Genomic DNA, 11,309 nt, shown 5'->3' with positions numbered 1-11,309 from the left:
TCATCTCGCCAGGCCCGCACAAAGGCGGCAACCCGCCGGTACGAGCCATCATAGCCCAGCCCCACCAGCTCCGCCTGGAACTGCCGGGCTGTGCGTTTCTGTTTGCGTGGCCTGCGGGCATCGGTTCGCAGCCAGGCTGCCAGCCGCTCGGCGAAAGGATCCAGCTTGCTGGGCCGATCAGGGGTCCTGAAAACAGGCTCCACCGCCTCGGACCGCAGGTATTTGCGGATGGTGTTCCGCGACAGGCCGGTCCGGCGGGCGATCGCGCGGATCGACAGGTGCTCCCGGAAATGCCAGCGCCGGATAACGCTCAACAACGCCATGTCCAACACTCCCGCTGCCCCCACCCAAAAGGCCGAGGCTAGCGTCCGAACATGGGTCAATTCTCAGTGGCAACTTCACCCCAAACCGGGTCAGGTCTCAGTGGCAATCAACACATCATCCCCGCCTACGCAGAAATCACACCAGAGTCGGTTCATCCGCTCGGCGGTATCAGTCCCGACACCCTGCTGCGCCTGGTACGACGGCTGCTCCTCCCGCCCGAGCCCACGCCACGCGTAGTCGGGGTCGATGACTGGGCGCTCTGCAAGGGGCAGACCTACGGTACGGTCCTGGTCGACCTCAGGCGTCGCCGGCCGCTCGATCTCCTGGCCGGCCGGGGAGCGGGCGGATTGGCCGACTGGCTGCGCCGGCATCCCGGCGTGCGCGTCATCACCCGTGACCGCTCGACCGAGTATGCCCGCGGCGCGTCGGCGGGTGCGCCGCAGGTCCGGCAGGTGGCGGACCGCTGACACCTGCTGCAGAACCTGCGGCAGGTGGTCGAGGTTGGCCGGGGTGCATGTCCGGCTCCGGCGCCTGCCGCCAGTGACCGGCGCGCCGGCTGCGATGCTGTGCAGGGCGGCCTTTCCGCGCAGCCGGGGAGAGACGGCCATCGGCGTTGAAAGCCGTGCCCGTCGTCTTGCCCTCTACGAGGAGGTCCGGCAGCGTCACGGCGCCGGCGAGCCCTTGCTCACCATCAGCCGCCGCATGGGCCTCGCGCGCGGCACGGTCCGGCACTACGCCTATACCGAGAACTTTCCCGAGCGCGTCCGGCCGCGACCGCGGCCGAGCATTCTTGATCCGCATCTCGCTTATCTTGAGCAGCGCCTGGTGCAAGGTTGTGAGAACGCCATGGCGCTCTGGGGGGAACTGCGCGAGCGCGGCTTTGCCGGCACACGGCGCCAGGTGGCGCGCTGGCTGCAGCCGCGGCGCCGGACGGCCATCACGGTTCGGCTCCCGTCCGGCCAGCCGCAAGACCCCGTCGAACATCCCCCAGCCCGCATCCGCCCGAGCGGCCACCCTGCCATCAGCGAAGTCCCTGGCCTGGATGGCGGTGAGCGATCACGGCGCTCTTTCCACCGACGAGGCGGCCATCCTCGCACGCGTCGCGCAGGACGCAGAAGTCAGCACCATGATCGCGCTCGCGCAGCGCTTCGCCGCTCTGCTTCGCGGCTGATGCATCACTGCCAGCACGCCGTGCCCGGCACCGGTAAAGATCCTGCGGTGCTGGATCCGGGACGCCGGAACGTCAGGCCTGCGCACCATAGCGAACTTCGCTATCGGCTTGCAAAAGGACAACGCCGTGCAGGCCGCGCTCACCAGCCGCTGGAGCAACGCCCAGTGTGAGGGACATATCACCCGGCTGAAGCTGCTCAAGCGGCAGATGTACGGCCGCGCTAGCCTCGACCTCCTGCGCAGGCGCCTGCTCCTTGCCGCATGATCCAACACAAAATGCGGGAGAGCCGAATTCCGGGGACCACCTCACCATGCTGGCCGCCAATGCCGGCAGAGGAGGCGCAGGCGATCCTGGCGGCCTCCGACCGCCGGCCGATTACCCCCGCGACGGTCTGGCAGATGCAGCCGCTGCTGGAGAGGATCGCCGAGACCGCGCGCCGTGGCTTCGCCACCGCGGTGGAGGAGATCTATGTCGGCGACATCGCCATCGCGGCGGCGATCCGCGACGGGCGCGGCCGGCCGCTCGGCGCCATCAATGTGGCGGTGCTACGCTCCTGCGTAACGTCCGAGGAGGGGGAGCGGCGCTATGGCCTGATGGTGATGGAGACGGCGCAGTCGATTTCCCAGGCCTGCAGCACGTTCGGGTAAGGGCCGGGGCGGAGCCCTTGCCGCACATGCCGCTCTGCCGCCTTTTCCGTCTTGCCACCGCCTGGATGTTGCGGAACACCGGGCAACCGCCCCTCCCTCCGGCGCTGCTCCGCACGACCGTGGCGTGGTTGGGGCGATTTCGGTTCCGCCGTTCATAGGAGCGATCAGCCGAGCGAGGGGAGGCTGCTACGGCCCTACCCGCCGATGGAATTCCCGCATTCGGCGGCTCTTCCGATCGAACACCTTCCTCGCTCCCCCGGAGCTTATTCAGAGGTGTCCATCAATTCGAGGGAGGATATCTTGGAAGCCTCCAATCCATGGCGAGCCGCGAGAGCCTCATCCAGCCAGCCAGCCCTGAGCTGCGGAATCGAACTGATGAGCATCCTGGTATAGGGATGCCGCGGGGCGCAGAATACGTCATCCGGCCTACCCTCCTCGACCACCACGCCGCGACGCATCACCTTGACTTCATCCGCCAAGCCGGCCACCGCCGTAAGGTCATGGCAGATCATCACGATGCCAAGCCTGCGCTCCCTGCAGAGGGTGGCGATGAGCCGCATCACTCCATCGGCGATAACCGTGTCCAGCGCCGAGGTCACCTCGTCGCAGATCAGCACGTCCGGGGAGGCGGCCAGGGCCCGCGCCAGATTGACACGCTGCTTCTCGCCGCCCGAGAGCTGCCCCGGCTTGCTCTGGGCATGCTCGGGCCGCAGATGCACCAGCCCCAGAAGCTCCCGCACTCGCGCCGCGCGTGCCTGCCGATCCATGTTGAAATAAAGCTTCAGCACGCGCCCCAGGATCTGCCCGATGGTATGGCTTGGGTTCAGGGCGGTGTCGGCCGACTGGAAGACCATCTGGATCCGCCGGCGCTCGTCGCGGCTGCGAAGCTGGAACCGTCCTGGCAGGGCAACGCCGTCGAGCAGGATGCCGCCTGTCAGCGGGGCATGCAGACCGACCAGACTATGCGCCAGTGTCGTCTTGCCCGAGCCGGATTCCCCCACGACGGCGACGATCTCGCCGGGGTGCACGGCCATGCTGACGCGGTCAACCGCCAAAACGGCCGCGTCGCCGCGCCCGAAGCCGACCGAAATGTTCTTCGCCTCCAGCACCGGTGGGAAGCGGGCCGCGGCACGGGGCGAGGAGTCCTTGCCGCGCTGCCGCAGCGCCTGCAGCAGCGACCGTGTATAGTCCTGCGACGGCGTTTCCAGGATCGTGCGCGCCGGTCCCTGCTCGACCACCCTCCCTCGCCGCATCACCACGATGCGGTCGGCGAGCTGTGCCACCACCGGCAGATCGTGGCTGACGAAGATGGCGGCCGCCCGCTGCCCCCGCATGGCGGCCCGGATCGCCGCCAGCACCTCCACCTGCGTCGTGGGATCCAGCGCGCTGGTCGGCTCGTCGAAGACGATCAGGCGCGGCTGCTCGATCATGGCCATGGTCAGCATGAAGCGCTGCAGCTGGCCGCCGGAGACTTCGTGGACGTAGCGCTCGCCGATCCTCTCCGGCTCGGGCAGATCGAAGCGGCGGTAAAGCTCCACTGCGGCGGCGAGCGCCGCCGGCCGGGGGCGTGACTGATGCAGCCGCGCCGGCTCGGTGACCTGCGCGCTCAGGCGGAAGGCGGGATTGAAGGCGGCGGCGGCGCTCTGCGCGACATAGGAGACGATGCGTCCCCGCATGCGCCGCAGATCTTCCCTGCCCGCCCGGGTCATGTCGACGCCATCCACATGGACGCTGCCGGCGCGGAAGGCGAGGCCGCGGCGCGCATGCCCCAGGGCCGCCAGCGAGACGGTGGTCTTGCCGGAGCCGGATTCGCCAATCAGGGCGACGATCTCGCCCTGTGCCGCCGAGAAGGAAACATCCTGCACGATCGCCGGGCCACCCTGCCGGGGGCCGATGGTCAACCGCTCCACCCGGAGCAATTCCTGGCTCATGTCCGCATCTCCCCTGCCCCTCCGCGGCTGCCCCAGCGGTCGACCAGCAGGTTGAGCGAGATGGTAACGCTGGCGATGGCAATGGTCGGGTAAACGGAGGCCAGGGAGCCGGAGGCCAGCCCTTCCAGGTTCTCCCGCACCAGCCCGCCCCAATCGGCCATCGGCGGCTGCACGCCCAGCCCCAGGAAGCTCAGATTGCTCATGAAGAGGATGGAGAAACTCATCCGCAGGGCGAAATCCGCCGCCAGCAGCGGCAGCATGTTCGGCAGCAGCTCGCCGAACATCACCCATGCCATGCTTTCGCCGCGCAGGCGGGCGGCGCGGATATAGTCGAGGGTGACGAGGTCGAGCGCGATGGCGCGCGCGATGCGGAAAACGGTCGCGGCATAGACACCGGCCGTCACCAGGACCAGCACCGTGGCCGAGGGCCCGACCAGCGCGATCACCACCAGCCCGACAATGAGCTTCGGCAGGGAGAGCATCACCTCCGCGCCACGCTCCAGCACCGCGGCCAGCCAGCCCCCGCGCAGCGCAGCCAGGATGCCCAGCGTGTCGCCGATCAGATGGGCGCCCAGTGTGGCCAGGAAGCTGATGAGCAGCGTGGAGCGCGCGGCCGAGATCAGCCGGGCCAGCAGGTCGCGGCCCAGATAATCGGTGCCCAGCCAAGTCCTCGCCGAGGGTGCCTCAAAGCTATCGTCGGAAATGAAGTCGACCGGGCTGTGTGGCAGCAAGGCAGGGACCAGCAGGGCCGCTCCGATCCAGAAAACCAGGATTCCCCCGGCCGCTGCTGCGATGAGGGATGGGCGACGGAGCCGCAGCCGCCGCCCCAGCAGGCCGGTCGGTGCCGTGGTGGTGCTCATCGCGATCTCCGCAGTCGAGGATTGAAGGCAGTGCCAAGAAGATCCGCCGCCGCGAGGAGCAGGACATACACGCAGCAGAAGATCATGGCGCAGGCCTCGATCACCGGCATGTCCCGCGTCGAGACGGAGTTGATCATGAGCTGCGCCAGGCCGGGCACGGCGAAGATCGTCTCCACCACCACCACGCCGCTGATCAGGAAGGCAATGTTCAGCGTCACGACATTCGCCAGCGGCCCGATGGCATTCGCCAGCGAGTGAACGAGAATCACGCGCAGCCGGGAGGCGCCCTTCAGATGCGCCATCTCGATGAAGGGGCGGTCCGCGAGATTCACCAGTGTCGCCCGCGTCATGCGGGCGATCTGCGCCGCGATGGCCAGGGAGAGTGTCAGGACCGGCAGCGTCAGGGCGCGCGCCGCCTCCAGAGGCCCGTCGGTGATGCTGAGGTTGCTGATGGCCGGCAGCCACCGCAGCTTCACGGCGAAGATCAGCACCGCCAGCGTGGCCAGCATGAACTCCGGCATGGCCGAAAGTCCGAGCAGGACGACCGAGGTGCTCCGCTCGAACCGGCCGCCCGCGAAAAGTGCCATCAGGATGCCGAGCCCCAGCGCCACCGGCACCGCGACCAGCACCGTCAGAACAGTCAGAAGGGCGGTGTTGGCGAGGCGGGGCGGCAGGATTTCGCTGATCGGGCGCCGGGTGGTGTAGGACACGCCCCAGTCGCCGCTCACCATGCCCCCCAGCCAACCCAGATAGCGTTCCGGTGCTGGCCGGTCGAGCTGCAACTGCTGGCGGAGCTGGGCCACGGCCTCCTGGCTTGCTCCCTCGCCCAGCATGAGCTGAGCGACGTCGCCAGGCAGCGCCTCTCCGCTGGCGAAGACCAGCAGCGAAACGGTTAGAAGCACGGCCACGGCGCCCGTCAGGCGCGTCACAACAAGGCGGACCATGCCGCCGCTCATGCGCTGAGCCAGGCGTTCTGCATGCCGTTGAAGCCGCCGAGATAGCCGACCGGGACAGGCGTGATTCCCTGCACGGTGTTGGCCATGCCGTCCACGTAGCTCTGCATCGCAGGAATCACCTGCGGCGTCGCGTCATGGATCAGCTTCTGCATGCGGAAGTAGAGCTCCTTCCGCCTGGCCGGGTCGGTGCTGCCGCGTGCCTCGTCGGCCAGCGCATCGAAGCCTTCCGCCCGGAACTTGCACTTGTTGAAGGGGGCGTTGGACTTCCAGAACAGGGCGATGTTCATGTCGTCCGAGGGGCGCGGCGTGACCTGGTTGTTGGTGAAGGGGTGCATGCCGGAGATGTTCACCCAGTAGCCATCCGCCGGAACGCGCTTGAGCGCGACATTCAGCCCGGCGCGCGCCGCCTCGCGCTGCAGGAGTTGACCTATGTCAATGCCGCCATTTGCTGCATCGGTCACATAGATCTCGATGGGAGTGGAACCGATGCCGGACTTCCTGATGTGGAACTTCGCCTTGTCCAGGTCCAGCGCGCGCTGCGGAAGCTCCGTGTTGAACAGCGGGCTGGTGGGCAGGATCGGCACGTCGTTCGCGAGCACCGCCTGGCCGCGCAGCACAACCTCGGCGAAGCGCTTGCGATCCATCAGATGCGCCAGGGCCAGCCGCAGGTCGAGACTGTCGGAAGGCTTCATGTCGACCCGCATGTGGACGCTGGCGAAGCCGGAGGTCGGCGTGGTCAGCAGGCCGGCAACCGAGGATTCGCGCACCTGATCGATGCCGGCGCCCCGCAGGTTCACCGCCAGATGCACGTCGCCCGACAGCAGGGCATTGACCCGTGCCTGCATGTCCGGGAGCGGGATGATCTCGAAGCCATCGACATAGGGGCGCTCCGGGTCCCAGTACTCCGGGTTGCGCAGGCCCGCGGTGCGCAGGCCAGGCTGGAAGGTCTCAATGCGGAAGGGGCCGGTGCCGATCGGCTTGGAGAAGTCGGTCGTCCCCTCCTTCACGATCGACATATGCACTTCGCTCATGACGAGCGGAAAGCCCACTTCCGGGCTCGCCAGCGTAAACAGCACGCGGTCGGGCCCGTCCGCGGTGACGCTGCTGATGTTGGTGACGATGGAGCTGGCGAGCGACGGCCCGGTCTTGTGGCGCATGATGGAGTAGACGACGTCCGCCGGACGCACGGGGCTGCCATCGTGGAAGCGGGCGCCTTTGCGGAGCTTGAAGCTCCAGCGCATTGCCTTCTCATCGGACTCGAAGGACTCCGCCAGGTCCGGAATGGCATTGGAGTCGGCGTCCAGCCAGGTCAGCGCATTGTAGGTGGCCTTGGCGCGCAGGTAGTCGGAGCCTGAACGGGCCAGCGTCGGGTCGAACGTATCGGTGTTGCTCTGATCGGCGACCGCGACGCGCAGCGTTCCGCCGCGCCGAGGCTTCGCCTCCTGCGCCCGCGCGGCCGGCAGCCCCAGCGTGGCCAGACCGACGCCTGCTCCCGCCTGCAGCAGGCGCCGGCGCGGGAGAGCGAAGGGGTGAGCGATTTTCACCTCAACCATGATACCAGTTTCCTTTGCTACGGCGTCCCCGTCCGCATGGAAGCGGTTTTTCTGTTTTGCTTAGAGCGCGGTCTCCGACGGCCTTGGCCGGGGCCGCTCGGCGAAGCGGTCGAAACGGAAGGGGCGGGGGTCCACACAGGGTTGCTCCCCCGCCACCAGTTCGGCCATCAGCTTCCCGGCCCCGGGGCCGATCCCGAAGCCATGGCCGGAGAAGCCGGTGGCCACAAAGAGCCCGGGAAGGGCCTCGACCGGCGAGATGACCGGCACGAGGTCGGGCGTGGTGTCGATCAGCCCGCCCCAGCGCTGCAGCACGCGAGCCTGGCGAAAGACGGGGAACGACTGCTGCAACCGGCCCAGCGCGCTTTGCAGGCCCGGCAGATGGGGCGCCGGATCGAGCGTGCGGATGCCTTCGAAGGGTGAGGGGCGGTCCAGCTGCCAGTGCCGCGGCGTGAAGATCTCCCAGAGGCTGCGGCGGCCGATGCGGATGCGCAGCTTGCTCCAGCTCGCCCAGGCGGCGGCCGCGAAATCCGGCAGGAAGCGGAGCGTGTCGGGCACGATCTCGCTGACCTCGCCACCGAGATTGGCGATGGTGTAGCCGCCATCCATCCGTTTGCGGTAGCCGAAGCCATCGCCGCCGCCGGCCACCTCGGGCGCGCCTGCCAGCGGCGCGGTACGCATGACGGAGGCAAGGATTTTCAGCTGCGGCAGTCGGAGTCCCAGACTGGCGCAGAAGAGTGAGGACCACGCCCCGCCAGCCAGCACGACGGACGCGCAGCGGATGGTGCCGTGCTCTGTGACGACATGGGAGACGCGGCCACCGGTGGTCTCCAGGCCACGTACGGCGCAGCGGGTCAGCACCGTGGCCCCTTTCGCACCGGCTGCAGAGGCGATTGCCGGGGCCGCGTGCTGCGGCTCCGCCTGCCCGTCCTGGGGCGTGTGGAGGCCGCCCGCCCATCGCCGGCCGGATTGCGGCAGCAGGGCTGCGACCTCGGCCGGCGAAAGCAGCCGCGTTCCGAGCTGGAAGGGCTCGGCGCGCTGCAGCCAGCCCGCCATCCTGGCCAGTTCCGCCTCGTCGCGGCAGAGATAGACGATGCCGTTGCGGCGGTAACCGGTCTCCTTACCCAACCGGGCATTCATCCCTGCCCACAGCCTCGCGCTTTCCATCATCAGCGGCACTTCGCGGATGTCGCGGCCGGTGTTCCGGCACCATCCCCAGTTGCGGCTGGACTGCTCGCCCGCGATATGCCCCTTCTCGCAGAGGGCAGTGCGAATCTTCCTCTCGGCCAGGAACAGCGCCGTGCTGGCCCCGATGATCCCGCCGCCCACCACCACCACGTCGACCGCAGCGGGCATCGTTGCGCTCGTGACGGCGGGGTCGACGGTCGGGGCCTGGGTGAGGATGGGCTGCGCAGGCATCGCGGCCGACCCGGTCACGCCGTTGCGCAGGCCGCTTCCTGGCGCTCGCGCGTATAGCGGTTCACGTGCGGCTTCAGGCCCAGGTTCTCGCGCAGGGTCCGCCCCTCATAGGCCGTGCGGAACAGGCCGCGGCGCTGCAGCTCGGGCGTGATCAGCTCCACGAAATCCTCGCAGCCACCGGGCAGGATGGAGGGCGTGATGTTGAAGCCGTCGCAGGCCTCCTGCTCCAGCCAGTGCTGCATGACATCCACGATCTGCGCAGGCGTTCCGACGAGGTGGAAGCCACCACCACCCGCCTTCTCCTCGTAGAGCTGCCGGATCGTCAATTGCTCCTCGCGCACTCGCCGGACCCATTGATCGGAGAGGCTGCGGAGTTCCTGCGGGCCGAGCGCATCCAGCGGCACCGGCCCGTCGAGGTCATGGCCGGAGAGGTCGCCGAAGGTGCTGTAGAGCCGCTGCAGGCCCACCAGCGGATCGAGCAGCGCCTGCAGCTCGTCGAACTTCGCCTGCGCCTCCGCCATGGTGCGACCGACAACCGGGCGGAGTGCCGGCATGATCTTCAGGTCATCCCAGTCACGCCCATACTTGGCGAGCCGGCGCTTCACATCGACATAGTAGGCGCGTGCCGCTTCCAGCGTGTCGTAGGCGGCGTAAATCACGTCGGCGGAGGCGGCTGCCATTTCCCGCCCCGGCTCCGAGGCGCCGGCCTGCACGAGGATGGGGCGGCCCTGCGGCATCTCGCCCACATTCAAGGGGCCACGGACGCGGAAGTGCTTTCCCTTATGGTCCAGGACATGCATCCGGCTCTCGTCGTAGAAGATGCCGCCGGCCTTGTCATAGAGAAAGGCACCATCCTCCCAGCTGTCCCAGAGGCCGGTGACCACCTCGACAAACTCCGCGGCGCGCTCGTAGCGCGTGGCATAGTCGAGGTGCTCCTCGCGGTTGAAGTTGCGTGCCTCCGCCTCGGACCACGACGTGACGATGTTCCATCCGGCCCGTCCGCCGCTGATCAGGTCGAGCGTGCCGAACTTCCGCGCGATGTGATAAGGCTCGTTGTAGGTGGTGGATGCGGTGCTCACCAGGCCGATTCGCTCGGTTCTGGCCGCGAGTGCCGGCAGCAGGGTCATCGGCTCCATCTCGATGATCTCGTATCCGGAGCGGGCGAGTGCGCCCCGGGGCTGGTCATGCTCCCGGATGCCGATGCCGTCCGCGAAAAAGATCATGTCGAACAGCCCGCGCTCGGCCGTCTGCGCGTTCCGCAGGTAGTGCCCGAAGCGGACGGTGCCGTTGGCCGGCACCTCCGGATGCCGCCAGGCGGCAGGATGGTAGCCAAGCCCTCGCATGGACATCCCCAACCGCATCATTCGCCTTGCGCCCATGGCCGGGTCTCCTGCTTCTGCTACACTGAAGGCCGCATGTCATTCAGCTCTGCATACAAAGACTATGCGCGTCCCGGAACGTTATGCAAGCGTGTATTATCGCCTGTGGGCGGTGCTCGGAGGTGGCTCCGGCCCCGCCTGTGCCGTGGAAAGGCGATCCGAAAATGCCGGAGGAGAACGCTGATATGAAGACCGCCAAAACCCTTCCCGAGGAAGGCGGATCGACCAGCCGCGTCTATGAGCAGATTCGCCTCATGGCCATGACCTACCAGTTCCGCCCCGGCGAGCGGATCAATGAGCTGGAGTTGGCGGAGCAGCTCAAAGTGAGTCGCACGCCTTTGCGAGAAGCGCTGAACAGGCTGGTCTCAGAAGGCTTCGTCACCGTCGTGCAGGGTCGCGGCTTCTTCGGCCGGCTCCTGGATGCCAAGGAGATCTACGACCTCTACGAGGTCCGGGTCACGCTGGAGGAGGCCATCATCCGGCTGGCCTGCGAGCGGGCAACGGAGGAGGAACTGCAGGAGTTCGAGGAATTCGCCAGCACGCGCCCCACCAAGGACCAGGGCAAGAGCCTGGAAGCGCTGCAGCATGACGAGGAGTTCCATCTGCGGATCGCCCGCATGACGCACAATGCGGAGTATGTGCGCCTGCTGGAAAGCATCAACAGGCGCATCCATTTCGTGCGCTGGATCGACATGCGCCGCCGCCCTGCACTCGATATGAAGAGTCACATGCGCCTCGCCAAGCTGCTGCGCAAACGGGACGCCAATGCCTGCGCGGCCGATGCCAATACTGTCATCCGTCGCCGTTATGAGGAGATCGTCGAGGTCATCCGGACGGGCATCGCTGAAATCTATCTCAGTCCGAAGGAGGAACTGCCCGGCGGCAGAAGTGGCCGACAATGACATGATGCTGGTCTGGCGGGCACCTTGGAAGAGGCCCTTGTAGCCGCCGGATGGAGTTGCCCCCATCAAACCGGACACGGGGCTGGTTGAGACTGGGCGCGGATGAACTCACGGGGTGAACACATCCGCAAGCCCTTGTGGGGGTGGACTTCGTTGTAGTCCTCGATCCG

The 11,309-nt window shown here is 67.5% G+C and carries 11 protein-coding genes and 1 pseudogene; 5 read left to right on the top strand and 7 right to left on the bottom strand.

The features are described 5' to 3' along the window. Positions 1-323 (bottom strand): annotated as a pseudogene (locus QMO56_RS26110) (IS21 family transposase); the annotation flags it as partial. 51 nt (positions 324-374) lie between these two features. On the opposite strand from QMO56_RS26110, the gene QMO56_RS26105 reads away from it, so the two are divergent. The 4 genes from QMO56_RS26105 (at position 375) to QMO56_RS26090 (ending at position 2,142) form a co-directional block, all read left to right on the top strand. Then, complete coding sequence (locus tag QMO56_RS26105; protein ID WP_283530494.1) at positions 375-791, top strand: transposase; 417 nt, start codon at positions 375-377, stop codon at positions 789-791. Positions 792-1,366: 575 nt separating this feature from the next. After that, positions 1,367-1,495, top strand: coding sequence for a hypothetical protein (locus QMO56_RS26100; protein ID WP_283530492.1), 129 nt, complete (start codon positions 1,367-1,369; stop codon positions 1,493-1,495). A 3-nt stretch (positions 1,496-1,498) separates the two neighbouring features. After that, positions 1,499-1,759 carry a transposase gene (locus QMO56_RS26095; RefSeq protein WP_283530496.1) on the top strand — a complete coding sequence of 87 codons (261 nt, stop codon included), beginning with the start codon at positions 1,499-1,501 and terminating at the stop codon, positions 1,757-1,759. Positions 1,760-1,818: 59 nt separating this feature from the next. Continuing rightward, a complete protein-coding gene (locus QMO56_RS26090) occupies positions 1,819-2,142 on the top strand; it encodes an IclR family transcriptional regulator C-terminal domain-containing protein (RefSeq protein ID WP_283530490.1) in 324 nt (107 codons plus the stop codon). Between the two features lie 263 nt (positions 2,143-2,405). On the opposite strand, the gene QMO56_RS26085 is transcribed toward QMO56_RS26090, so the two are convergent. From QMO56_RS26085 to QMO56_RS26060, 6 genes are all read right to left on the bottom strand, one after another. Beyond that, positions 2,406-4,073 (bottom strand): ABC transporter ATP-binding protein, encoded by a 1,668-nt coding sequence (locus QMO56_RS26085; protein WP_283530488.1) that lies wholly within the window; start codon positions 4,071-4,073, stop codon positions 2,406-2,408. Continuing rightward, positions 4,070-4,933 carry an ABC transporter permease gene (locus QMO56_RS26080; RefSeq protein ID WP_283530486.1) on the bottom strand — a complete coding sequence of 288 codons (864 nt, stop codon included), beginning with the start codon at positions 4,931-4,933 and terminating at the stop codon, positions 4,070-4,072. The genes QMO56_RS26085 and QMO56_RS26080 overlap by 4 nt, the downstream gene beginning before the upstream one ends. Continuing rightward, positions 4,930-5,877: an ABC transporter permease gene (locus QMO56_RS26075; protein WP_283530484.1), complete on the bottom strand. Its 948-nt coding sequence runs from the start codon at positions 5,875-5,877 to the stop codon at positions 4,930-4,932. The genes QMO56_RS26080 and QMO56_RS26075 overlap by 4 nt, the downstream gene beginning before the upstream one ends. A gap of 8 nt (positions 5,878-5,885) precedes the next feature. Further along, complete coding sequence (locus QMO56_RS26070) at positions 5,886-7,442, bottom strand: ABC transporter substrate-binding protein (protein ID WP_283530482.1); 1,557 nt, start codon at positions 7,440-7,442, stop codon at positions 5,886-5,888. Between the two features lie 60 nt (positions 7,443-7,502). Then, positions 7,503-8,795 (bottom strand): FAD-binding oxidoreductase, encoded by a 1,293-nt coding sequence (locus QMO56_RS26065; protein ID WP_283530480.1) that lies wholly within the window; start codon positions 8,793-8,795, stop codon positions 7,503-7,505. A gap of 77 nt (positions 8,796-8,872) precedes the next feature. Next, positions 8,873-10,207 (bottom strand): LLM class flavin-dependent oxidoreductase, encoded by a 1,335-nt coding sequence (locus QMO56_RS26060; protein ID WP_283530479.1) that lies wholly within the window; start codon positions 10,205-10,207, stop codon positions 8,873-8,875. Positions 10,208-10,401: 194 nt separating this feature from the next. Here QMO56_RS26060 and QMO56_RS26055 point away from each other — a divergent pair, with 194 nt between their 5' ends. Further along, the gene (locus tag QMO56_RS26055) at positions 10,402-11,139 is read left to right on the top strand and encodes a GntR family transcriptional regulator (RefSeq protein WP_283530477.1); all 738 of its coding nucleotides are present in this window, start codon (positions 10,402-10,404) and stop codon (positions 11,137-11,139) included. Positions 11,140-11,309 lie beyond the last annotated feature (170 nt).

Source organism: Roseomonas sp. E05 (assembly GCF_030063475.1).
Lineage (GTDB): Bacteria > Pseudomonadota > Alphaproteobacteria > Acetobacterales > Acetobacteraceae > Pseudoroseomonas.
Note: the sequence above shows the minus strand (reverse complement) of the source record. Positions and strands in the feature narration are given on the sequence as shown.